The 23,080-nt window shown below is 61.1% G+C and carries 18 protein-coding genes; 12 read left to right on the plus strand and 6 right to left on the minus strand.

Features of this window, described 5'->3' with window-relative positions:
* Positions 1-16 precede the first annotated feature (16 nt).
* The 4 genes from mdoH to pip all read right to left on the minus strand — a co-directional run bounded on the left by mdoH (position 17) and on the right by pip (position 6,229).
* Positions 17-2,599, minus strand: a complete 2,583-nt coding sequence (mdoH, locus tag I9H07_RS22060) for a glucans biosynthesis glucosyltransferase MdoH (RefSeq protein ID WP_058390731.1) — start codon at positions 2,597-2,599, stop codon at positions 17-19.
* A complete protein-coding gene (locus tag I9H07_RS22065) occupies positions 2,592-4,514 on the minus strand; it encodes a glucan biosynthesis protein G (RefSeq protein ID WP_058390797.1) in 1,923 nt (640 codons plus the stop codon). The genes mdoH and I9H07_RS22065 overlap by 8 nt, the downstream gene beginning before the upstream one ends.
* A gap of 266 nt (positions 4,515-4,780) precedes the next feature.
* The gene (dtd, locus tag I9H07_RS22070) at positions 4,781-5,218 is read right to left on the minus strand and encodes a D-aminoacyl-tRNA deacylase (protein ID WP_024672595.1); all 438 of its coding nucleotides are present in this window, start codon (positions 5,216-5,218) and stop codon (positions 4,781-4,783) included.
* 39 nt (positions 5,219-5,257) lie between these two features.
* Positions 5,258-6,229, minus strand: a complete 972-nt coding sequence (pip, locus tag I9H07_RS22075; protein WP_024672594.1) for a prolyl aminopeptidase — start codon at positions 6,227-6,229, stop codon at positions 5,258-5,260.
* A 279-nt stretch (positions 6,230-6,508) separates the two neighbouring features.
* Between pip and I9H07_RS22080 the strand changes: the two genes are divergently transcribed.
* The 6 genes from I9H07_RS22080 (at position 6,509) to I9H07_RS22105 (ending at position 15,663) form a co-directional block, all read left to right on the plus strand.
* Positions 6,509-8,959, plus strand: coding sequence for a glycogen/starch/alpha-glucan phosphorylase (locus I9H07_RS22080; protein WP_236423675.1), 2,451 nt, complete (start codon positions 6,509-6,511; stop codon positions 8,957-8,959).
* A 273-nt stretch (positions 8,960-9,232) separates the two neighbouring features.
* Positions 9,233-12,049: a DUF2339 domain-containing protein gene (locus I9H07_RS22085; RefSeq protein WP_236423677.1), complete on the plus strand. Its 2,817-nt coding sequence runs from the start codon at positions 9,233-9,235 to the stop codon at positions 12,047-12,049.
* 26 nt (positions 12,050-12,075) lie between these two features.
* On the plus strand, positions 12,076-13,425 hold the full coding sequence (locus I9H07_RS22090; RefSeq protein WP_236423709.1) for a DUF3999 domain-containing protein: 1,350 nt from the start codon (positions 12,076-12,078) through the stop codon (positions 13,423-13,425).
* Between the two features lie 134 nt (positions 13,426-13,559).
* Positions 13,560-14,570, plus strand: coding sequence for a class 1 fructose-bisphosphatase (locus I9H07_RS22095; RefSeq protein ID WP_024675476.1), 1,011 nt, complete (start codon positions 13,560-13,562; stop codon positions 14,568-14,570).
* A gap of 256 nt (positions 14,571-14,826) precedes the next feature.
* Entirely contained in the window at positions 14,827-15,081 is a 255-nt protein-coding gene (gene bamE / locus I9H07_RS22100) for an outer membrane protein assembly factor BamE domain-containing protein (protein WP_024675475.1), read from the plus strand.
* 3 nt (positions 15,082-15,084) lie between these two features.
* Positions 15,085-15,663: a lipocalin family protein gene (locus I9H07_RS22105; RefSeq protein ID WP_024675474.1), complete on the plus strand. Its 579-nt coding sequence runs from the start codon at positions 15,085-15,087 to the stop codon at positions 15,661-15,663.
* 296 nt (positions 15,664-15,959) lie between these two features.
* On the opposite strand, the gene I9H07_RS22110 is transcribed toward I9H07_RS22105, so the two are convergent.
* Positions 15,960-17,324, minus strand: a complete 1,365-nt coding sequence (locus I9H07_RS22110; RefSeq protein WP_058824318.1) for a formimidoylglutamate deiminase — start codon at positions 17,322-17,324, stop codon at positions 15,960-15,962.
* Positions 17,325-17,511: 187 nt separating this feature from the next.
* Here I9H07_RS22110 and hutC point away from each other — a divergent pair, with 187 nt between their 5' ends.
* From hutC to I9H07_RS22140, 6 genes are all read left to right on the plus strand, one after another.
* Positions 17,512-18,222 (plus strand): histidine utilization repressor, encoded by a 711-nt coding sequence (gene hutC, locus I9H07_RS22115; protein ID WP_162839085.1) that lies wholly within the window; start codon positions 17,512-17,514, stop codon positions 18,220-18,222.
* Positions 18,219-18,815, plus strand: coding sequence for a HutD/Ves family protein (locus I9H07_RS22120; protein ID WP_236423679.1), 597 nt, complete (start codon positions 18,219-18,221; stop codon positions 18,813-18,815). Before hutC ends, I9H07_RS22120 begins: the two co-directional genes overlap by 4 nt.
* Positions 18,816-18,865: 50 nt before the next feature.
* On the plus strand, positions 18,866-20,041 hold the full coding sequence (gene nhaA, locus I9H07_RS22125; RefSeq protein WP_236423680.1) for a Na+/H+ antiporter NhaA: 1,176 nt from the start codon (positions 18,866-18,868) through the stop codon (positions 20,039-20,041).
* A gap of 105 nt (positions 20,042-20,146) precedes the next feature.
* Positions 20,147-20,680 (plus strand): DUF3455 domain-containing protein, encoded by a 534-nt coding sequence (locus I9H07_RS22130; protein WP_024675470.1) that lies wholly within the window; start codon positions 20,147-20,149, stop codon positions 20,678-20,680.
* Positions 20,681-20,784: 104 nt separating this feature from the next.
* Positions 20,785-21,351 (plus strand): sigma-70 family RNA polymerase sigma factor, encoded by a 567-nt coding sequence (locus tag I9H07_RS22135; protein ID WP_058390725.1) that lies wholly within the window; start codon positions 20,785-20,787, stop codon positions 21,349-21,351.
* Positions 21,348-22,055 (plus strand): anti-sigma factor, encoded by a 708-nt coding sequence (locus tag I9H07_RS22140; protein WP_236423682.1) that lies wholly within the window; start codon positions 21,348-21,350, stop codon positions 22,053-22,055. Before I9H07_RS22135 ends, I9H07_RS22140 begins: the two co-directional genes overlap by 4 nt.
* Before the next feature lie 12 nt (positions 22,056-22,067).
* On the opposite strand, the gene epsC is transcribed toward I9H07_RS22140, so the two are convergent.
* Positions 22,068-23,021, minus strand: coding sequence for a serine O-acetyltransferase EpsC (epsC, locus tag I9H07_RS22145; protein WP_024675467.1), 954 nt, complete (start codon positions 23,019-23,021; stop codon positions 22,068-22,070).
* Positions 23,022-23,080 lie beyond the last annotated feature (59 nt).

The following is a 23,080-nucleotide window of genomic DNA, read 5'->3' on the forward strand; positions in this document are numbered from 1 at the left end:
TCGTCGCCGGGTGGTTTTAGACCAACACCGGCTCCGAGGCTTTGTCGACAGGCTGCAACGGCAGCAATGGCGCGTGTGGATCAGCTTCGATGGAAGCTCTCCAGGCGGCTAGCCACTCTTCGTGGCCTTCGCTCCAGACACGCTCGTGCAAGCGGCCAAGGGCAACCGGGTCGCTCAACAGCATCAGGCGTTCCTGATTGTCGAGTTTCGCCGGCCCCACCTTGAGCGCATGATCAACGCGTTCCATACGCACCACTTCGATCGGCTGAGCCTGGCGGTGACGCGAGGTTGCCAGGGCGCACGCCAGTGCGTTCTGGCGAGGATCGACCACCGCCCGAATGAAGCCGTGTTTCAGGGCGTGCCAACGGTTCTCGTGGGTGTACTGATCGGTGGAGATCAGTTCTTGCGGTGGCTCGAACTCTTCAGGGATCAGGAAGAATTTCTCGTCACGCGCCTTGAGGCCCAGACCGGTACGGCTGGAAATCACCGACACCGGAATCGACAGCATCAACGACACCACGATCGGCGCCAACCACCACAGGAAGCTCGGGTTCAGCCAGAACACCAGCAGTGCCCAGCACGCGCCCAGCAAGGTCTGCGGACCATGACGCTTGACCGCTTCGAGCCACGGCGTGGAGTCGTCGTCACGTTGCGGCGAGTTCCAGGTCGCGGCCCAGCCGAGGAAGGCCGCCAGTACGAAGCGAGTGTGGAACAGCATGCGCACCGGAGCCAGCAGCACCGAGAACAGCATTTCCAGCAGCATCGATACGGTGACCTTGAACTTGCCGCCGAAGCCCTTCGCACCTTTCGCCCAGATCAGAATGACGCTGAGCAGTTTAGGCAGGAACAACAGAACGATGGTGGTCGAGAACAGCGCAACAGCGCGCTCCGGGTGCCATTGTGGCCACAACGGATACAACTGACGAGGTTCCAGGAAGTAGGTCGGCTCCATCAGGGTGTTCACCGCCAGCAGGGCTGTGGACAACACGAGGAAGAAGAACCACAACGGCGCTGACAGGTACGACATCACGCCGGTCAGGAACACGGCGCGGTGAACCGGGTGCATGCCCTTGACCAGGAACAGCCGGAAGTTCATCAGGTTACCGTGGCACCAGCGACGGTCACGCTTGAGTTCGTCCAGCAGGTTCGGTGGCAGTTCTTCATAGCTGCCCGGCAGATCATAGGCAATCCACACGCCCCAGCCGGCACGGCGCATCAGCGCAGCTTCAACGAAGTCGTGGGACAGGATCGCACCGGCGAACGCACCTTTACCGGGCAACGGCGCCAGGGCGCAGTGCTCGATGAACGGCTTCATGCGGATGATCGCATTGTGGCCCCAGTAGTGGGATTCACCCAGCTGCCAGAAGTGCAGACCGGCAGTGAACAGCGGACCATAGACGCGGGTCGCGAACTGCTGCATGCGGGCATACAGCGTGTCCATGCCCGACGCACGTGGCGCAGTCTGGATGATACCGGCGTCTGGCGTGGCTTCCATCAGACGAACCAGGCTGGTCAGACATTCACCGCTCATGACGCTGTCGGCATCCAGCACGACCATGTAGCGATACTCGCTGCCCCAGCGACGGCAGAAGTCGTCGAGGTTGCCGCTTTTACGTTTGACGCGACGGCGACGGCGGCGATAGAAAATCCGCCCGAAGCCTTTGGTCTCGCGGCATACGTCCAGCCAGGCCTGTTGCTCGGCAACGGCGATGTCGGTTTCGTTGGTGTCGCTGAGCACAAAGAAATCGAAACGGTCCAGGTCACCCGTGGCCGCTACCGATTCGAACGTAGCGCGCAAACCGGCGAAAACCCGCGGTACGTCTTCGTTACAGATCGGCATGACCAGCGCGGTACGTGCGCCCTTCTCGATCGGCTCGTTGCCAGCGCTGGCACCGGAGATGCGATATTTGTCACGTCCGGTAAGCAGTTCCAGAAAGCCCATCAGCGCCGTCCAGAAACCGGCCGACACCCAGCAGAACAGAATCCCGAACAGCAACAGGATGCTGGTCTGCAAGGCATACGGCAGCACCTGCAAAGCGGTCTGCACGAAGGTCTGGCGGGTGATTTCGTCCAGCGAAACCAGCGACCAGCCCTGATACGGCAGAATGCCTTTCATGTACGAACCGGCCACAATCGTCTGACCCAGCATAAGGATCAGCAGGATGTAACGACGGATCGAGCCGACGGTACGCCAGCGAGCCTTTGGCAAATCCCGAGGCAGATCGCTGTGATCCGGCTTGGGCGGGTTTTTCTTGCCGGTCAGGCGACGCCAGCCGCGCACCAGAATGTTGGTGCGCCATGGCTCTGGCACAACCTTGGTCCGGTGAATCGGCGGCGTAGCCTTGAGGCGCAGACGGCCGCTCGCATCGACGTCGAGCATCTCGGCGTCCTGCAACTCGTCTGCCGTTGACAGCAACAGGCGACGACCCACCGAAGCCTGAGCGGCCTCGGCCTGATCGATGGCCGGCTGGGCCGAAAGGCGTTCATGCAGCTCGGCGAAGGTCTTGCAGCCGGCAAGTTCTGCCCGCTGCGCGTCGCTCATCGGTAAATGCGCCAGGTACTCGTTCAGAGACACTGGCACCGGTAGAGAATTACTCATCGCTCGGCAACTGATAACTCCAGGTCTCGGTCATGACTTGCAACGTCTTGGCCGGTTCTGGATGGGTGGGTGCGGCCTCGGTTTCAGGCTGCTGGATCTCTTTACCGTCCTTGTCCTTGGCTACAGCGGCTTTGGCTGCATCAGCCTTGGCAACGTCAGCTTTGGCAGCATCGGCCTTGGAGGCATCAGCCTTGCCAGCTTCAGGTTTGGCGGTCTCGGACTTGGCGGCTTCAGGCTTCGGCGCGTCGGCCTTGGCAACTTCTACCTGGTCGTTGGCGGACTCTTTGGCGACTGCCGGCTTGGCAGCTTCCTTGGCGGCAGCCTTCTTCTCGTCGGCTTTATCAGCAACGAGCAGCGCAGGTTCCTTGCCCGGTTCGGCAGGAATTTCACGCAACAGGTAAGCACTCATCTCGGTCGGCTTGCCAGCATCCTTGACCTTGACACGCAGGGTCAGGCGATAGCCTTTGGTAACCGGGTTATAGCGCAGGTTGTTTTCGACCAGCTCGACGTTGTCGTCAGTGGTGACCTGGCTACGGATGGTCTTGTCTTCCGGCAAGGCAGCCAGTACCGGGCCAACGAAGTCGACCAGGAACGCCAGGCTGCCGTCAGGCTGACGCACCAGGTTGGACTGGCGCACGTCACCGATGGAGCGTTGAGTCTGCTTGACCCAGCCCAGGTCCGGCGAGTGAATCGAGCTTTCCTGCATGGTCCAGTGCAGACGGTAATCGAAGCTCATTTCCTCGCCCGGAGCAGGCAGAGTGTCAGGCTTCCAGAACGCTACGATGTTGTCGTTGGTTTCGTCGGCAGTCGGAATCTCGACCAGATCGACGGTACCTTTGCCCCAGTCACCTTTAGGCTCGATCCAGGCGCTTGGGCGCTTGTCGTAACGATCATCAAGGTCTTCGTACTGGCTGAAATCGCGGCCGCGTTGCAGCAGACCGAAACCACGCGGGTTCTCGACCGAGAAGCTGCTGACGGACAGGTGTTTAGGGTTGTTCAGCGGACGCCACAACCATTGGCCATTGGCTGCCTGAATCGACAGACCGCTGGAGTCATGCAGCTCGCGGCGGAAGTTAGGCACACGCGAAGGCTGGTTGGCACCGAACAGGAACATGCTGGTCAGTGGCGCAACACCCAGCTTGGTGACCTTGTCACGCAGGAACATGCGCGATTTGACGTCGACCAGCGTGTTGGTGCCAGGACGCAGGGTCAACTGGTAAGCGCCAGTGGCACGTGGCGAGTCGAGCAGAGCGAAGATCACCAGATGGTTATCATCCGGGCCTGGCTTCTCGATCCAGAATTCCTTGAAGCGCGGGAACTCTTCGCCGGACGGCAATGCCGTGTCGATGGCCAGGCCGCGCGCGGACAAACCATAGACCTGACCCTTGCCGATCACGCGGAAGTAGCTCGCGCCCAGCATGGTCATGATTTCGTCCTGTTTGTCATCCTTGTTGATCGGATACAGGACACGGAAACCGGCATAACCCAGTTTCTCGGTGGATTTCGGGTCGATCTTCAGGTCACCGAAATCGAAACGACTCGCATCGTATTTGATTTCGTCAACGCTGGTCGCGGTCACTTCGTTGATCTTGACCGGCGTATCGAAGTGCATGCCCTGGTGGTAGAAAGACACTTTGAACGGCGTCTTGTCGCCCGCCCATTCGGCCTTGTCGTCACGGAAGCGGATCTTCTGATAGTCGGCGAACTTCATTTCGCGCAGTTCGTTCGGAAGATTACTCTTCGGAGCCTCGAACTTCTGCCCGGCCATTTCTTTGGCCTTCGCCGTTACATCATCAAGACTGAACGCCCAGAGCTGGCCTGCACTGAACAGGCAGACAAGGGCAGAGCTTGCCAGAAGCGCACTACGCAACCGCTTGACGGGTGTCTTTGGAGCATCACAGGGACTAACAATCACGAGCAACCCTCGCCGAAAACAGATGAAAAAACCAACGGCCAGCTATTGAATGCCAGGTTGGCGAGCATTGTTCCGACTCCGAATGGGCTTAATGATTCCCCAACCGACGTCAGAACCGCTTGTGTCATACCAAATGGACCAACCAGTGCCGATCCCCATAACGCGCGATTATCCAGTAGCTCGCGTTACAACGCATCAGGTATGACAAAGTATTTATCTTCCGCACGATTTTTAAATTAGGCAAAAAAAGCAGATGAAATCGTAGCTTACGTGTCCAGCAAAAATGTGACCGGGCCATCGTTTATCAGGTGCACCTGCATATCTGCACCAAATTGGCCCGCCGCAACAACCGGATGCGCGATCCTGGCCTGGCTCAGCAGGTAATCGAACAGCTCGGCACCCCATGCCGGCGCAGCCGCTTTCGAGAAGCTCGGACGCATGCCGCTTTTGGTGTCTGCGGCCAGCGTGAACTGCGAAACCAGCAGCAGTCCGCCCTGCACTTCACGCAACGACAGGTTCATTTTGCCGTCGGCATCACTGAACACCCGATAATTGAGCAGCTTGTGCAGCAACTTATCGGCACTGGCCCGAGTGTCTTGAGGCTCTATTCCGACCAGTACCAGAATGCCCTGATCAATCGCGCCGACCACCTCTGTACCGACCTCGACGCGCGCACTGCGCACACGCTGCAACAAACCTTTCATAAAGACGTTCCACACCCCGGCAAGAACATAAGGACGCTGTCAGGCTTCTTCAGGTGGCAGATCAAGCAGGCTCTGCGCAACCTGCGCCGCAGCACGCACCAGCGCATCGGCAATACCCGTTTCGGACGCCGAATGGCCTGCGTCGCGAATCACCTGCAGCTCGCTGCCCGGCCAGTTCTGGTGCAACTCCCACGCGTTATCCAGCGGGCAGATCACGTCGTAGCGGCCATGGACAATGATGGCCGGCAGGTGCGCGATTTTCGGCATGTCGCGAATCAGCTGGTTCTCTTCCAGAAACGCCTTGTTCATAAAGTAGTGGCATTCAATGCGCGCGATGGACAGCGCACGGTGCGGGTCGGTAAAGCGGTCGACGACCTGAGGGTTGGGACGCAAGGTTGCGCAGCGGCCTTCCCACGTGGACCAGGCTTTGGCGGCATGCATCTGGGCGATCTGATCCGGGCCGGTGAGACGCTTGTGGAAGGCTGTGAGGATATCGTTGCGCTCATCGAGCGGGATCGGCGCGAGGTAATCCTGCCAGTAATCCGGGAACAGGCGACTGGCACCGGCCTGATAGAACCAGTCGATTTCCTGCTGACGGGCGAGGAATACGCCGCGCAGGATCAGCGCATGCACGCGATCAGGATGGGTCTGGGCGTAAGCCAGCGCCAGGGTCGAACCCCACGAACCGCCGAACAGCACCCACTTTTCGATGCCCAGATGCTTGCGGATCGCCTCAAGGTCTTCGACCAGCTTCCAGGTGGTGTTATTTTCCAGGCTGGCGTGCGGCGTCGAGCGACCGCAACCGCGCTGGTCGAAGGTGACAATGCGGTATAGATTCGGATCGAAATAGCAGCGGCTGTTTGCATCGCACCCGGAACCCGGACCACCATGGATAAACACCACCGGCAGACCTTCAGGCGAGCCGCTTTCGTCGACGTAGAGCACATGCGGTTGTTCCACGGCCAGATCGTGACGGGCGTAGGGTTTGATCTGCGGGTACAAAGTCTGCATAAGTGCTCCATAAGTCCGGTTAAGAGGCTTCTGATGTCCTGCTGTCGGGCATCATAAACCCGAAACGAAGAATCAGCATGCTGCACGTCATTGATTAACATGGAACAATCAATGCAAGCGTTTTGCCAATTTGCCAGGTTCGCGAACCAGAACAGTCAGGCTGGGTCGAAGCGTGAGTCGTAAGCCGATTTATTTCTCTATTTACAGGAAATAACTGACGACACGCCTACAGTCTAAGAATCCCATATCCCATTCGTCAGACTACTTGAGGTTGTATCGATGTCTCAGGAACCACTTGTTCGTGACGCTGATGTGGCTGCTTTTCGCGCCGCTGTGCTCGCCAAACTCACCTATTCGGTGGGCAAGGACCCCGACCATGCGTTTGAGCATGACTGGTTTGAAGCGACCGCCCTTGCCGCGCGCGACCACATGGTCGAGCACTGGATGGACCACACGCGACAGATCTACCGCAAGGTGCAGAAACGGGTTTACTACCTGTCGCTGGAATTCCTGATCGGGCGGCTGTTGTACGACAGCCTGAGCAACCTCGGGTTACTGGAAATCGCTCGTGAAGCACTGACCGAGCTGGGCGTGGACATCGAGCGCATCCGCTTGCTGGAGCCGGATGCAGCCTTGGGTAACGGCGGCCTGGGGCGTCTGGCCGCCTGCTTCATGGAAAGCATGTCGACCCTCGGCGTTGCCGCTCACGGTTATGGCATTCGTTATGAGCACGGCCTGTTCCGTCAGGGCATCGTCGATGGCTGGCAGCAGGAGCAGACTGAAAACTGGCTGGACTTCGGCAACCCCTGGGAATTCGAACGCCCTGAGGTGGTGTACTCCATCGGCTTCGGCGGCAGCGTCGACACCATCACGTCGGAATCCGGTGAGTCACGCCATGCCTGGCGTCCGGGCGAAACCGTCCGGGCCATCGCCTACGACACCCCGGTTGTGGGCTGGCGCGGCAAGAGCGTCAACACCTTGCGCCTGTGGCGTGCCCGCGCCGTCGAAGATCTGCACCTGGAGCGCTTCAACGCGGGTGACCACTTTGGTGCGGTCGCCGAAGTGGTGCGCGCCGAAAGTATTTCCCGGGTGCTCTACCCCAATGACGCGACCGAAGCAGGCCAGGAACTGCGCCTGCGTCAGGAATACTTCTTTGTTTCGGCATCGCTGCAGGATTTGCTGCGTCGCCACCTGAACCAGCACGCGACGTTGACCGATCTGGCCGATCACGCTGCGATCCAGATGAACGATACGCACCCTTCGATCGCCGTGGCCGAACTGATGCGTCAGTTGATCGATAACCACAACATTGCGTGGGACACCGCCTGGAAAATCACCGTCGGCACCCTCGGCTACACCAACCACACGCTGCTGCCGGAAGCGCTGGAGACCTGGTCAGTCGGCCTGATGGAGCGGATGTTGCCGCGCCACATGCAGATCATCTACCTGATCAATGCGCAACATATCGATACGCTGCGTGCCAAAGGGGTCGAGGACGTCAACGTACTGCGTGCGGTGTCGCTGATCGAAGAAGACAACGGCCGCCGCGTGCGCATGGGCAACCTGGCGTTCCTTGGCTCGCACAGCGTCAACGGTGTTTCGGCGTTGCACACCCAGTTGATGCGCAAGACCGTTTTTGCCGAGCTGCACAAGATCTATCCGGACCGGATCAACAACAAGACCAACGGCATTACTTTCCGCCGCTGGCTGTTCCAGGCCAATCCGAAGCTCACCGAAATGCTCGTCGAGGCACTGGGTGAAGATGTGCTGGATAACGCCGAGACGCGCCTGAAGGAACTTGAACCGTTCGCCGAAAAATCGTCGTTTCGCAGGCAGATGGCCGATCAGCGCCTGCACAGCAAGCGTGCATTGGCAGCGATCATTCACGAACGTTTGGGTATTGCAGTCAATCCGGCGGCGATGTTCGACGTTCAGGTCAAGCGTATCCACGAATACAAGCGCCAGTTGCTGAACCTGTTCCACACCGTGGCGCTGTATCAGGCCATTCGTGCCGAGCCGGGTACGGATTGGGTGCCGCGCGTGAAGATCTTCGCAGGCAAGGCGGCCGCCAGTTATCACTCGGCCAAGCTGATCATCAAGCTGACCAACGACATCGCGCGGACCGTGAACAGCGACCCGACGGTGCGTGGCCTGCTAAAAGTGGTGTTCATGCCCAACTACAACGTCAGCCTGGCAGAAAGCATCATCCCGGCAGCCGACCTTTCCGAGCAGATATCCACTGCCGGCCTGGAAGCTTCCGGCACCAGCAACATGAAGTTCGGCCTCAACGGCGCGCTGACCATCGGCACGCTGGACGGTGCCAACGTGGAAATGAGCGAGCAGGTCGGGCTGGAACACATGTTCATCTTCGGCATGACCTCGCAACAGGTCGAAGCCCGCAAGCAGGCAGGCGACTTCAGCGCGCATGCCGACGTGGCGGCTTCGGGACGCCTGAATGATGTATTGCAGGCGATTCGTGGCGGGGTGTTCTCGCCGGATGATCCGAACCGTTATGTCGGGCTGGTCGATCAGTTGCTGGCGTATGACCGCTTCCTGGTCTGTGCCGACTTCGATTCGTACTGGGCAGCCCAGGCCAAGGTCGAAGAGCGCTGGCACGACTCCAAGGAATGGTGGCGCTCGGCGGTACTCAACACCGCGCGCATGGGCTGGTTCTCTTCGGACCGCACCATTCGTGAGTACGCCGGGGATATCTGGAAGGCGCTGGACTGACCTGTCGCTAACTGAGCGCCCAGTTGAATCTCGTGCCCGCGCTCCGCGTGGGCATGCAGTTCCGGACGTTCCGCGTCCGATCTTGAATGCGCGCTGCGGCGCAGATCCGTGACGCGGAGCGTCACCCAATGCGTTACCACGCTGGAGCGTGAGGAACGAGAGGTGTCCCGAACTCTCGTGCCTGCGGGCCGCATAAAACAGTACGAACGTTCTCAGCCCGCCCCTATATACTGCCCTCGATAAACCTTCACACACCGAAAAGGATGTCGTCGCGTGCTCTGGATTTGTCTGCTGGTGGGCGGTGCGCTGCTGGGCTACTCGTTGAGTTACGACGAGTGGACAGGTGCGCTGATTGGCGCGCTCATGGGCTGGGCAGTCTGGGCGGGCATTCGTGTGCGCTTGCTCGGCAGGCAATCTGCTGATCAGTTACAACAACTGCTCGCCACCCGCACCTCCCTTGATGCTCTTCAGCAGCGCCTGAGCGTGCTCGAACGTCAGCCCGCGCCTGGCGTGCCACCCGCTCAGGACAACGCGCCGCTGCCGCTGGACGCCGTCATTCTCGCAGCGCCCACCCAAGGCCCCGAGCTGATCTGGGATCTGCCCGACGACACGCCGCAGTCCGCACCGACCGTTGAGCCCGTCATACCGGCCCGCCCATCATTACCTCCGGCACAGCCCAATCTGCTGGACACTGCAATCAACCGCGCCAAAGACTGGTTACTGGGCGGCAATACCGTATTGCGGGTCGGCGTGGTCGTGCTGTTTCTCGGCCTGGCTTTTCTGCTGCGTTACGCCACCGAAGGGATGGTGGTGCCGATCGAAGCTCGATATGCCTGGGTGGCCGCCAGCGCGTTGGCGTTGCTGGGGCTTGGCTGGTGGCTGCGACTGCGCAACGGGCCTTATGCCCTGATGTTGCAAGGCGCAGGCATCGGCGTCCTGTATCTGACCGTGTTTGCGGCGATGAAACTGCACGCCCTGCTGGACCCTGCACCGGGCTTTGTCCTGCTGGTGGCAATCACCACCTTCTCGGCCATTCTCGCGCTGACCCAGAATTCCCTGGCACTGGCCTGCGCTGGCGCGCTCGGCGGATTTGCGGCACCGCTTCTGGCCTCGACCGGGGAAGGCAGCCATGTTTCGCTGTTCAGTTATTTCGCCCTGCTCAACGCAGGCATCATCGCCATTGCCTGGTTCAAGGCCTGGCGCATCCTCAACCTGATCGGCTTCTTCGGCACGTTCGGCATCGGCTTTGCCTGGGGCATCAGGGCCTACACGCCCGAGCTGTTCTGGAGCACCGAACCGTTCTTGATTCTGTTTTTCCTGATGTACCTGGCCATCGGCCTGTTGTTCGCCCGCCGCACGCTACTGGAGCTCGGCGACCCGCCGCCAGACGAGACCCGCAAAAACCTGCTGCGCTGGTCGGCACGTCAGGGCGATTACGTCGACGGCACGCTGCTGTTCGGCATGCCTATTGTCGGGTTCGGCCTGCAATACGCGCTGGTTGAGCACCTGGAGCTGGGTGCCGCCTTCAGTGCGCTTGCACTGGGCCTGATCTACATGGGGCTGGCGCGCTGGCTGACCACGCGCGCGCCTGCTCGCACCGTATTACTGATGGAAACCTGTCTGGCGCTGGGCGTGGTGTTTGCCACCCTGGCGATCCCGTTGGGCCTTGGTTCGCAATGGACCACCAGCGCCTGGGCCGTGGAAGGCGCAGCGGTGTTCTGGCTGGGCTTGCGTCAGCAGCGCCGGCTGGCACAGGTTTTCGGCCTGCTGTTGCAACTGGGCGCCAGCGCGATTCTGCTCAGTGACGCTGGCGCCGACAGGTCGGCACAGGTCTTTGCCGGCGACTACTGGACGCCGATGATCCTGGCCATCGCGGCGCTGGTCAGCGCCTGGTGCGTGTTCCACTTCAACTCCCTGACCCTTATCGATCCCCAACGCGCCAGAACACTGCTGGTCATATGGGGCGCACTCTGGTGGCTGGTTTCACTGGTCATTGCGGTCGATCTGCACGCGCCAGTGCCTCACCATACGTCTGCACTGCTGATCGCTACCGCCCTCAGCGTGGCGCTCTGGGCAGCAATCGCCGGACGCCTGCGCTGGGCGGATCTCGCCACCCTGTGCAGCGTACTGACGCCCGTTTGCGCACCCTTGCTGCTGCTCTCGCTCGACAAGCATGACAATCCGGCAGCGAGCGGAGGCTGGCTGGCCTGGAGCGCGGTGTTCATTGTGCATCTGCTGACCCTGCGCCACCTGAGGGACCTACAGTCCATCCGCGCAAAACGTGTCGCCCACACGGCTGGCTGCCTGTTGTTGCTCTGCTTGCTGGCGCTGGAGCTGCGCTTCGGCCTGCTGCAAGTGTCCGAGTATTACAACGCATGGCGCTGGCTGGGCTGGGCGATCCTGCCAAGCCTGTTCCTGCTGGCGATGAGTTCCGGCCGTGAGTGGCCGTGGCCCGTGAAAGCCTGCCCTGAGGCTTATCATGTGGGGGCTGCCGCGCCGCTGGCGATCCTGATGCTGGCGTGGTTCTGGCTGGCGAACATCTTCAGCGATGGCGCGGCCGATCCGCTGCCTTACGTGCCGCTGCTCAACCCGCTGGAAACAGGCCTGCTGCTGTCACTGGCGGGCATCTGCCTGTGGATGCGCAAGTACCTGACACGCCGACGCAATCACACCCTGCTGCTGGCCGGTGCTTCGCTGTTCGCACTGGTCACGGCCATGGTCATGCGCACCGCCCATCATTGGGCCGATGTGCCGTGGTACAGCGAGGATCTGCTGGCGTCGATGCGCGTGCAGGCCGGGCTGTCGATCGTCTGGACGCTGATGGCGCTGGCCCTGATGATCGGCGGTCATGTGCGCGCCAACCGCGAGTTGTGGCTGGGCGGCGCAGCGTTGATCGGGGTGGTGGTCATCAAGCTGTTCTTCGTCGAACTGAGCAATCGCGGCGGCATGGAGCGCATCGTCTCGTTCATCGGAGTTGGCATTTTGCTACTGGTGGTGGGATATTTCGCACCCTTACCGCCGAAGCGTCCTGCACATAACGCTGGCGAAGACCTTGGCCCCGGCCCGAGCGCCGCGCCCGACACTCCATGAGGAAGCCGTTCTTGAGTCATCCTGTCATGAAAATCGCCGTGCTTGGCCTTGCCCTGTGTGCGGCGATAACCGCCAGCGCTCAAGACAAACCGGCAGATTTTGCCAGCCAGACGCCACTGACGCTTGGCGGCGAAGGGCCGTGGTATCGCATCGAATTGCCGCTCGCCGTGCAGTTGAATGCGCGACAGGCCGATCTCGGTGATGTGCGCGTGTTCAACGCCGAGGGTCAGCCGCAGGCCTACGCGATCACGCCGCGTCAGCCTGCACGCGAGCAAGAGCCCGCGCCGATCGAGGTCAAATGGTTCGCGCTGTACAGCACTCAGGAAGCAGGCGACGCGGTGCCCGTCATTCGCATCGAACGCTCCAGCAACGGCAGCGTGATCGAGGTCCAGCCGCAAAGCGATATCGAGGCTGGCGAAGAGGTGTTGCGTGGCTGGCTGCTGGACACCAGCGCCATCAAAGCACCGCTGGAACAGTTGATCATCGACTGGAGCACCGAGCGTGAAGGCTTTCAGCACTTCAGCATCGAGGCCAGCGATGACCTGCAGCACTGGCGCGACTGGGGCGAGGGGCAAGTGGCGCGCCTGTCGTTTGCCGACGAAGTGGTCGAGCAGCGCGAAGTCGGCCTGCCCGGTCAAAGCGCGCGCTATCTGCGCCTGCTATGGCGTGCGCCCCACAGCGCTCCGTTGTTGATCTCCGCGCATCTGCTGAGCGCCAGCAGCAACATTCCCACACCGCCACTGACCTGGTCGCCACCGGTCAAGGGCGCCGTCGAAAGCGCCAATGAGTATGTCTGGCAGTTACCGGCAGGCTTGCCGATAGCGCGCGTGAAAGTCGACATCGCCCAGCCCAACAGCCTCGCTCCGGCCGTTCTGTATGGCCGTGTCGATGCCAGACAGCCTTGGCAACCCATCAGCAGCGGCCTGTTGTATCGCTTGTCGCAGAACAACAGCGATGTCTTGCAGGATCAACTGCAACTGTCCGGGCGTGTTGTTCAGCAGCTCAAGCTGGTGGTGGATGACCGCGGTGGCGGGCTGGGCAGCGAGGCTCCGCAGTTGAGCGTGGCCGTGCCTGCGACCGAAGTGGTGTTTCTGGCACGCGGCAACGGGCCATTTACGCTGGCGGTGGGCAACCCGACGGTCAAGGCGGCGAACCTGTCGCTGGCGACCCTTATTCCCGATTTCAGCCCGGAAAAGCTCGCGTTGATCGGCACTGCGCAACCCGCCACGGCCGCTGTCGCCAACATGACGGCGGCACCGGCAGTGGCAGAGCAGAGCGTCGACTTCAAACGCATGGGGCTGTGGGCGATTCTGGTGGTGGGCGTGCTGTTTCTGGGCTGGATGGCAGTCAGCACCTTGCGTGCGTCGAAACGCTGAAACGCACGGCTCATCAGGGTCGGTTTGCCCGACATCTGAACTGAAACAGTCATCAGCCAGTCTGATAGCAGTATTACGTCGCCACTCGCGTTAAACTGCGCGGGTTTTCATACCCCCTATTTTCGGAGCTATCCATGTCCCGCGTCACACTGAGTCGTTACTTGATTGAGCAGACCCGCAGCAACAACACCCCTGCCGATCTGCGCTTCCTGATCGAAGTTGTGGCACGCGCATGCAAGGAAATCAGCCACGCCGTCTCCAAAGGCGCGCTGGGCGGTGTGCTGGGCAGCATGGGCACCGAGAACGTACAGGGCGAAGTGCAGAAAAAGCTCGACGTGATCTCCAACGAGATCCTGCTCGAAGCCAACGAATGGGGCGGTCACCTGGCCGGTATGGCGTCCGAAGAAATGGACAACGCCTACCAGATTCCGGGCAAATACCCGAAGGGCGCGTACCTGCTGGTGTTCGACCCGCTGGACGGCTCGTCGAACATCGACATCAATGCGCCAGTCGGCACCATCTTCTCGGTCCTGCGCTGCCCTAACCAGTACCTGACCCAGAACGAACCGCTGAACGAAAAAGCCTTCATGCAGCCCGGCACCGAGCAGGTGGCTGCCGGTTACGCGATCTACGGCCCGCAGACCATGCTGGTGCTGACTCTGGGTGACGGCGTCAAAGGCTTCACGCTGGACCGTGAAATGGGCAGTTTCGTGCTGACTCACGAAGACATCAAAATCCCTGAGGCCACTCAGGAATTTGCCATCAACATGTCCAACCAGCGTCACTGGGAAGCGCCGGTGCAGCGCTACGTGAACGAGTTGCTGGCCGGTGAAGACGGTCCGTTGAACAAGAATTACAACATGCGCTGGGTTGCCGCGATGGTCGGCGACGTGCATCGCATCCTGACCCGTGGCGGTCTGTTCATGTACCCGCGCGACAGCCGCGAGCCGTCAAAGCCGGGCAAGCTGCGCTTGATGTACGAAGCCAACCCGATGTCCTTCCTGGTCGAGCAGGCCGGCGGCGCGTCGACCGATGGCCACCAGCGTATTCTCGACATTCAGCCGGACGGCCTGCACCAGCGTGTGGCGGTGTATCTGGGTTCGAAACAGGAAGTCGAGCGCATTACGGCGTATCACAAAGAGTAAGCGCATCAGGTACTGCCTGAGGGGCGATTCGGCTCAGTCGAATCGCCAGCACGCCATAGAATGCTCGGCGGATGAGCATTCCGGCGACGCCAGCAGCGCAAGGCTGCGGGCCATGCAACGGCTACAGCGCACAAATCCTTTCCCGCTCCGGGAACCAGATCCCCTTTTTCTCTTCTAAGCTTGCGGTAATGCGCCAGCGCCAGACTGCTCTAGCTTGCACTGCGACGCGACCCCCTTCCGTTCAGGAGCTACATCCATGTCCTTGCGCTCTGTCGCGTTACTGTCGTTCTGCGTGCTGCTGGCTGCCTGCAGCAAGATCACTCAGGAAAACTATTCGAAGATTTCCGCCGGTATGCCGAAGGCTCAGGTCGAGTCCTTGCTGGGCAGCCCGACGGAGTGTTCCGGCGCACTGGGAATGTCCAGTTGCACATGGGGCGACCAGAACACCTTTATCAGCGTGCAATACGCGGCAGACAAGGTCGTACTGTTCTCGGGTCAGGGTCTGAAATAACCCATGATCAAGCTACTGGTTCGTTTTGGAATTTTTGTCATGGCCAGCTTTCTGGCCATCGGTTTCGCTCACTCGGCTGACAATCTGGAGCCGAAGACGGTGGATGGCGTCGACCTCAAGCAGTATCAGGGCACCTGGTACGAGATCGCCCGTTTGCCGATGTTCTTCCAGCGCAAATGCGCGCAGTCCGAAGCGCTGTACACGCTCAAGGGTGACGGCAACATGGCAGTCACCAACCGCTGCCGCACCCTCGAAGGCAAGTGGGAAGAAGCCACCGGCACCGCCTCGCCACAGGTTCCGGGCAAGACCGACAAGTTGTGGGTGGTGTTCGATAACTGGTTCTCACGTCTGTTACCGGGCGTAGCCAAGGGTGATTACTGGATTCTGGACGTCAGCGAAGGCTACCGCACGGCGGTGGTCGGCAACCCGGATCGCAAATACCTGTGGCTGCTGTCGCGTACACCGGTTGTGTCCCAGGCAGACAGGGAAAACATGCTGAGCAAAGCCCGCCAGCAGGGCTACGACACCACCCGCCTGATCTGGCGCGAGGATGATTCGAAGATCGGCAAGGGCGAGAAGTAAGCGGGTTTTGCTGCCGGTTCCCGGCAGTTCGCGAACAAGTTCGCTCCTACGGCCTTCGGCCAGAATCAAAAGCACGTGTGTATGATTATCGTGCTCACGCTCCGCGTGGGCACGCCGTTCCGGACGCTCTGCGTCCTATCCTGAGCATGCGGCGCGGCGCAGATCTGTGACGCGGAGCGTCACTCAAGGCATTCCCACGCTGGAGCGTGAGGAACGATAGGTGTCAGGGAGAACACCTATCGTGCCCATGCTCCGCGTGGGCATGCCGTTCCGGACGCTCTGCGTCCTCCCTTGCATCAGCCCAGCAATTCCCTCAGCACCTGCGCAAACGCTCGACTGCTCTGCTCTTCTGCGGCATGCCTTCCTTCGCGGATGACCCAGCGTCCATTCACCGCCACGTCGCGAATCTGCCGGTCGTTGCCAGCGAACAGCCAGCGGTTGAGAATGGCGTCGCCGGACGCCGTGGCGATGTACGGGTCGTTGCCATCCAGCACCAGCCAGTCGGCGCGCTGACCTGCTTGCAGTTTGCCAATCGGCTGGCCCAGCGCCTGCGCGCCACCGGTCAGCGCGGCGTCGTACAAGGTGCGGCCAACCATGGGCTGGTCACTCCGATACAACCGGTTGCGGCGTTGATCACGCAAACGCTGCCCGTACTCCAGCCAGCGCAGTTCTTCGACCACGCTGAGCGAAACGTGGCTGTCGGAGCCGATCCCCCAGCGTCCTCCCTGGGCGATGTAATCCACCGCAGGAAAGATCCCGTCTCCCAGATTCGCTTCGGTGGTCAGGCACAAACCTGCCACTGCGCCGCTCTGCGCCATCAACTGCACTTCATCCGCAGCGGCGTGGGTCGCGTGGACCAGGCACCAGCGGTTATCCACAGGGGTATTTTCGTACAGCCATTGCAGTGGGCGCCGACCGCTCCAGCTCAGGCAGTCATCGACTTCCTTTTGCTGCTCGGCAATATGGATGTGCACAGGACACTGCGGGTCGCTGGCCGCCAGCACTTCACTGATCTGCTGCGGAGTGACCGCGCGCAGCGAGTGAAAACACAGGCCAAGCTGCTGGGCTGGCTGAGCCGCCAGAACCGGTCGCAGACGAGCCTGCAACTCCAGATAACTGTCGGTGCTGTGGATAAACCGGCGCTGGCCCTCGTTCGGCGCCAGCCCGCCAAACCCGGAATGGCTGTAAAGCACTGGCAGCAAGGTCAGACCGATACCCGTCGCGCTCGCCGCCTGGCTGATCTGCACGGCCAGTTCGGCAGGGTCCGCGTAGGGCTTGCCGTCCAGGTCCTGATGCACGTAATGAAACTCGGCCACCGAGGTGTAACCGCCCTTGAGCATCTCGATGTACAGCTGACGCGCGATCACACCCAATTGTTGCGGGCTGATACGCCCGACAAGGCGGTACATCAAATCACGCCAGGTCCAGAAACTGTCGTTGGGATTACCCGCGACCTCAGCCAGCCCGGCCATCGCCCGCTGGAACGCATGAGAGTGCAGATTCGGCATGCCAGGCAGCAACGGCCCGCTGACCACTTCGGCACCCTGACGGTCTGCATTGGCTTCAACGCGGGTCAACACACCTTCCTGGCTGACCTCCAGACGCACATTGCTGGCCCAGCCGTCGGGGAGTAACGCACGCTCGGCAAAGAAGGCTGACATTGACTTCACACCTCATCACTGTAATTTGTATATACATATACAGACGTTCAAGCGACGGGTAAACCGTCCACATGCTTGCCGTGTACCGGGTTAATGGTTAGCGTTGGCCCTGTGCTGTATCTGAACCCTCTCGAACAAGGACTCACCCGTGTCGACTCCGCCCGCCGCTTCTCCCCTGGCAGCCCAGATGGGCGACAGTCCCGCACCCTTGTACGCCCGCGTCAAACACATGATCGCTCTGCAGATTCAGAACGGCACCTGGCCGCCGCACCATCGTGTGCCGTCGGAAAGCGAGCTGGTGACGCAACTGGGCTTCAGTCGCATGACCATCAACCGGGCGCTGCGCGAGCTGACCGCCGAAGGTCTGCTGGTGCGCATGCAGGGCGTCGGCACGTTTGTCGCTGAGCCTAAGAGCCAGTCGGCGCTGTTCGAAGTGCATAACATCGCTGACGAGATCGCCGCTCGCGGTCATCGTCATACCTGCAAGGTCATGGTGCTGAAAGAGGAAGCCGCAGGCTCGGAGCGCGCCCTGGCGCTGGACATGCGTGAAGGCCAGAAGGTGTTTCATTCGCTGATCGTGCATTTCGAGAATGACATTCCGGTGCAGATCGAAGACCGTTTCGTGAATGCCCAGGTCGCACCGGATTACCTCAAGCAAGACTTCACCCTGCAGACGCCATACGCCTATTTGTCACAAGTCGCTCCGCTGACCGAGGGCGAGCATGTGGTTGAAGCGATTCTCGCTGAAGCCGATGAATGCAGGCTGTTGCAGATCGACGCTGGCGAGCCCTGCCTGCTGATTCGCCGTCGTACCTGGTCCGGTCGCCAGCCGGTGACGGCCGCGCGCCTGATCCACCCCGGCTCCCGCCATCGCCTGGAAGGACGCTTTACCAAATGAGTCAGACCCGCATCCTGCGCGCCGCAGACTACCCGAGCATGCCATGGAAGAACGGCGGCGGCAGCACCCAGGAAATAGCTCGCGATGCAGGTCAGGACCTGGACGGTTTCGGCTGGCGCCTGTCGATTGCCGACATAGAAACCTCGGGGGGTTTCTCGGTGTTTGCCGGTTACCAGCGCATCATCACCGTGCTGCAGGGTGCGGGCATGACCCTGACAGTGGACGGCCTCCCCAGCCGCCCACTGTTACCTTGCGATCCGTTTGCCTTCAGTGGCGACAGCGAGGTCAGCTGCACCCTGCTCGACGGGCCGATTCGCGACTTCAACCTGATCTATGCGCCACACCGCTATACTGCGCGCCTGCACTGGATCGATGTAAGCCAGACGCAACGGCTGTTCAGTTCAGCCAGCACTTTTGTGGTGTTCAGCATGGCCGAGCAGGTGGCAATCAGCTTCAAAGGTCAGGTGTGGGAAGTCCTCGGCACACACGATTGTGCGCTGGTCGATAACACCGACGGCCTGCTGGAGATCGAACTGCAAGCACCCCGCGTCAGCCGTTGCTGCCTGATCGAGCTCGCGGCTACAGGCCAGTAAGCGCATGCCTGGCACCACAACAAAAACAGCTTTCCGTTTCAAGGACGACCATGACTCAAGTTCCACACCGGGAAACGCCTCGCGCTATCGCCATTCTCGCCAGCTTTCTCGCCTCTGAATCAGCGGGCGGCATCATCCTGATGGCGGCGGCGCTGGCCGCGTTGATCGTCGCCAACTCACCGCTTTCTGCCGGTTACTTCTCGATTCTGCACAGCGTCTGGCTGGGTCTGTCGGTCGAGCTGTGGATCAACGACGGGCTGATGGCGATCTTCTTCCTGATGGTCGGCCTGGAGATCAAGCGCGAAGTGCTGGCCGGTGGCCTGGCAACCTGGGGTCAGCGTGCCCTGCCCGGCTTTGCTGCGGCGGGCGGCATGCTGGTGCCGGCGCTGATCTACATCGCGATCAATTGGGGCAATCCGCAGACGATCAGTGGCTGGGCGATCCCGGCGGCCACCGACATCGCCTTCGCCCTCGGCGTGCTGTCGCTGTTGGGCAATCGGGTGCCGACCTCGCTGAAGGTCTTCCTGGCCGCGCTGGCGATCCTCGACGATCTGGGCGCCGTGACCATCATCGCGTTCTTCTACAGCTCCGGTCTGAACCTGCCGATGCTCGCTGCCGCATTCGCGACCCTGGCCGTGTTGATCGCGCTGAACCGTCTGAACGTGCGCCGCCTGCTGCCGTATCTGCTGCTCGGCGCACTGCTGTGGTTCTTCGTCCTGCAGTCCGGCGTCCACGCGACGCTGGCCGGTGTTGCATTGGCGTTGTGCATCCCGCTGGGCAAGCCCGAAGAGGAAGCCCGCTCGCCGCTGCTGTTTCTCGAAGAAAAGATGCATTACTGGGTGGCCTTCGCGGTGGTGCCGATCTTCGGCTTTGCCAATGCGGGCGTGTCGCTGTCCGGCATTACCTTGGGCAACCTGGTCGATCCGGTGCCGCTGGGTGTGGCGCTGGGGCTGTTCGTCGGCAAGCAGATCGGCGTCTTCCTCGCCGCCGTTCTGGCGATTCGTGCCGGGCTGGCGACCTTGCCGGAAGGCAGCAACTGGGTGCAGCTGTACGGCGTGGCGATCCTGTGCGGCATCGGTTTCACCATGAGCCTGTTCATCGGCAACCTGGCGTTCCCCGGCGCGCAACACCTGATCGACGAGGTGAAGGTCGGCGTACTGATCGGCTCGGGCCTGGCAGCCATTGGCGGAATTATGCTGCTGCGCAGCCGTTTCAGTCGGCGCTGAAAAAATATTTTCAAATCACTGCATCCAGATCGGTTCCTCGCGGGTAGTACAGTCAGCAGCCACTTCGAGTTGCTGAGCGCGGTCTAACTATCTGGAGATTTCTGCATGAACGCAAAACGCTTGCTCTGCCTTGCTGGTACTACCCTGGCTTTCACTTGCCTGTCGTCCGTTGCCATGGCTCAGACCGACCTTCCCGAAAGCGTCCGTGTGCCGGCCGGTAACAAGGTCAGCATGCAGACCACCGGAGTGGGCGAGATCACCTACGAGTGCCGCGCCAAAGCCAACATGCCCAATGAAATGGAATGGGCGTTCGTCGGCCCCAAAGCCGTGCTCAATGACAAGAGCGGCAAACAGGTCGGCACCTACTACGGTCCGCCTGCCACTTGGGAAGCCAAAGACGGCTCCAAGCTGACCGGCACTCAGGTTGCCGTGGCCCCTTCGAGCGCTGGCAACCTGCCTTATCAACTGGTCAAGGCCAACCCGGCTGAAGGCAAGGGTGCGATGACCGGCGTGACGTACATTCAGCGTGTAGCCCTGAAAGGCGGCGTGGCCCCGGCCAAAGCCTGCGCAGAAAGCAACAAGGGCGCCAAAGAAGTGGTCAAGTATCAGGCTGACTACCTGTTCTGGACCGCGAGCTGATCGCCACCATTAAGCAGGTGACCGCGCAAGCAGTGAGCTATGCTGCTGCGCGGGAGCCTCGTGATATCAGCGAGGCAGCAGTCTTCCATTGATGGCGGATCATCTTGTCTTCGCACGAATCTCTCTTTGATTATGAAGCTACGTTGCAGGCCTGCGCTCGCGGTGAGAAGCAGGCCCTGCAACGTCTTTATCAACAGGAAAGCGCGCGGTTGCTTGGCGTTGCCCAGCGCCTGGTGCGTGACAGCGCATTGGCCGAGGACATCGTGCACGACGCCTTCCTGAAGATCTGGACCCACGCGGCCAGCTTCGACGCCTCACGCGGCTCGGCACGTGGCTGGATCTTCAGCGTGACCCGGCACCTGGCGCTCAACACGTTGCGCAACACGGCCCGCGAAGTGCGTGTCGACGATGATGACAACGAAGATCATCACGAGCAGGCGACGCTGGAAGGCTGGCAGGAAGTCGGGGATGCCTTCGATTGGCGGGTCAATCCAGGACGGATTACTGCATGCATGGAGCAACTGGAACCGGTAAGACGAAACTGCGTTTTTCACGCTTACGTGGACGGTTATTCGCATCAGGAAATCGCGCAGAAAATCGGCGCGCCATTGGGTACGGTCAAAGCCTGGATCAAGCGCAGCCTGACGGCTTTGCGGGAGTGCATGGGATGAACCGGCCTTTAGACGACAACATTCATGAGCTGGCGGGCGAGTATGTACTCGGCACCCTGTCGGCGCAGGAACGGCTCGACGTACAGCGTCGCCTGTCCCGCGAGCCCGACTTGCAGGCCGCCATCGACGCCTGGGAGCAGCGCCTGTTGCCCCTGACCGAACTGGCCGAACCGGTCACGCCATCGCCCGGCCTGTGGGAGCGCATCGAACGCAACCTGCTGGAGATGACCGCGCCCGCTAAACCGGCACAACGGCAGCGCGTGCGCTGGTGGGACAATCTGTCGGTCTGGCGTGGGCTGGCCGGGGCCGGACTGGCCGCATCGCTGGTGCTGGGCATGACCTTGCTGACCCGCGCACCTGCGCAGCCTGCCTACCTGGTGGTGCTGGTCGGGCCGCAGGACAAGTCGCCGGGCTGGGTGGTGCAGGCCAGCAATTCGCAGGAACTGCAGCTTATTCCGCTGAGCGTGGTTGAAGTGCCGGCAGACAAGGCGCTGGAGTTCTGGACCAAGGGTGACGACTGGCAAGGTCCGGTTTCGCTCGGCCTGGTCAAACCGGGGCAAAGCCTCAATATCCCGCTGGACAAACTGCCACCGCTACAAGCCAATCAGTTGTTCGAGCTGACCCTGGAAAAATCCACCGGCTCGCCAATCGGCAAACCGACCGGCCCGATTCAGTTCATCGGGCGGGCGGTGAAAGTAATCTGACGCAGGCCGATATCACTTTTTGGAGCAGTGGTCCTGCTGCAAAAGGTTGGCCTGAGTCAGGTTGCAATCTGCCGGTACGCTGCGCGTCAGCCAGACATTCCCGCCGATGGTCGAGCCCTTGCCAATGGTGATGCGGCCCAGAATGGTCGCTCCGGCATAGATCACCACGTCGTCTTCGACGATCGGATGCCGTGCATGACCCTTCTGCAACTGACCGTCCTCGTCCGAGGGGAAACGCTTGGCGCCAAGCGTCACGGCCTGATAGATACGCACTCGCTCGCCGATGATCGCCGTCTCGCCAATCACCACGCCCGTCCCGTGGTCGATAAAGAAGCTCTTGCCGATCTGCGCGCCGGGGTGAATATCGATGCCGGTCGCCGAGTGGGCAATTTCCGAGCTGATGCGCGCCAGCAGCGGTAAACCGGCCCGATACAGGTGGTGCGCCAGACGATGATGGATCACCGCCAGAATGCCTGGGTAGCAGAGCAGCACTTCATCGACACTGCGCGCCGCCGGATCGCCGTGGTAGGCGGCCAGTACGTCGCTGTCCAGCAACAGACGAATGCCCGGCAATGCGGTGGCGAAATCCTGAATCAGCTCAAGCGCCTGTGCGTCGATGCCCTTGAGGTCCGCACCCTGCTGGTGGGCCACATAGCGCAATTCAAGCCGGGCCTGGGCCAGCAGCGCGTTGAGTGCTACATCCAGAGTGTGGCCGACATAAAAGTCCTCGCTCTCTTCGCGAAGGTCTACCGGCCCCAGCCGCATCGGAAACAGCGCGCCGCTCAGAGCCTCGAGAATATCGCCCATGGCAGCACGCGATGGCAGCTCGCGCCCGCCGTGCTCACCACTGACGCGCCGGTTGCGCGCCCGCCAGTCTTCACGCGCGGCGCGCAACTGGCTGACGATCCGCTGCAACTGCCAATGGCTGGAACGGCCGTCGGCGGAGGCTTCTGGAATATCGCTCACGCTGATCTCTCCTTGATACAAAGGGTGTCGACCGACAGTGACGGCCGTTGATGTCCTCA

Source organism: Pseudomonas syringae (genome assembly GCF_023278085.1).
Lineage (GTDB): Bacteria > Pseudomonadota > Gammaproteobacteria > Pseudomonadales > Pseudomonadaceae > Aquipseudomonas > Aquipseudomonas syringae_Q.

Bases quoted from the DNA above. Each gene is read 5' to 3' on its own strand.
- mdoH (WP_058390731.1), bottom strand. From the start codon at position 2,599: ATGAGTAATTCTCTACCGGTGCCAGTGTCTCTGAACGAGTACCTGGCG.
- dtd (WP_024672595.1), bottom strand. From the start codon at position 5,218: ATGAAAGGTTTGTTGCAGCGTGTGCGCAGTGCGCGCGTCGAGGTCGGT.
- pip (WP_024672594.1), bottom strand. From the start codon at position 6,229: ATGCAGACTTTGTACCCGCAGATCAAACCCTACGCCCGTCACGATCTG.
- I9H07_RS22080 (WP_236423675.1), top strand. From the start codon at position 6,509: ATGTCTCAGGAACCACTTGTTCGTGACGCTGATGTGGCTGCTTTTCGC.
- I9H07_RS22090 (WP_236423709.1), top strand. From the start codon at position 12,076: ATGAAAATCGCCGTGCTTGGCCTTGCCCTGTGTGCGGCGATAACCGCC.
- I9H07_RS22095 (WP_024675476.1), top strand. From the start codon at position 13,560: ATGTCCCGCGTCACACTGAGTCGTTACTTGATTGAGCAGACCCGCAGC.
- bamE (WP_024675475.1), top strand. From the start codon at position 14,827: ATGTCCTTGCGCTCTGTCGCGTTACTGTCGTTCTGCGTGCTGCTGGCT.
- I9H07_RS22105 (WP_024675474.1), top strand. From the start codon at position 15,085: ATGATCAAGCTACTGGTTCGTTTTGGAATTTTTGTCATGGCCAGCTTT.
- I9H07_RS22110 (WP_058824318.1), bottom strand. From the start codon at position 17,324: ATGTCAGCCTTCTTTGCCGAGCGTGCGTTACTCCCCGACGGCTGGGCC.
- hutC (WP_162839085.1), top strand. From the start codon at position 17,512: ATGGGCGACAGTCCCGCACCCTTGTACGCCCGCGTCAAACACATGATC.
- I9H07_RS22120 (WP_236423679.1), top strand. From the start codon at position 18,219: ATGAGTCAGACCCGCATCCTGCGCGCCGCAGACTACCCGAGCATGCCA.
- nhaA (WP_236423680.1), top strand. From the start codon at position 18,866: ATGACTCAAGTTCCACACCGGGAAACGCCTCGCGCTATCGCCATTCTC.
- I9H07_RS22130 (WP_024675470.1), top strand. From the start codon at position 20,147: ATGAACGCAAAACGCTTGCTCTGCCTTGCTGGTACTACCCTGGCTTTC.
- I9H07_RS22140 (WP_236423682.1), top strand. From the start codon at position 21,348: ATGAACCGGCCTTTAGACGACAACATTCATGAGCTGGCGGGCGAGTAT.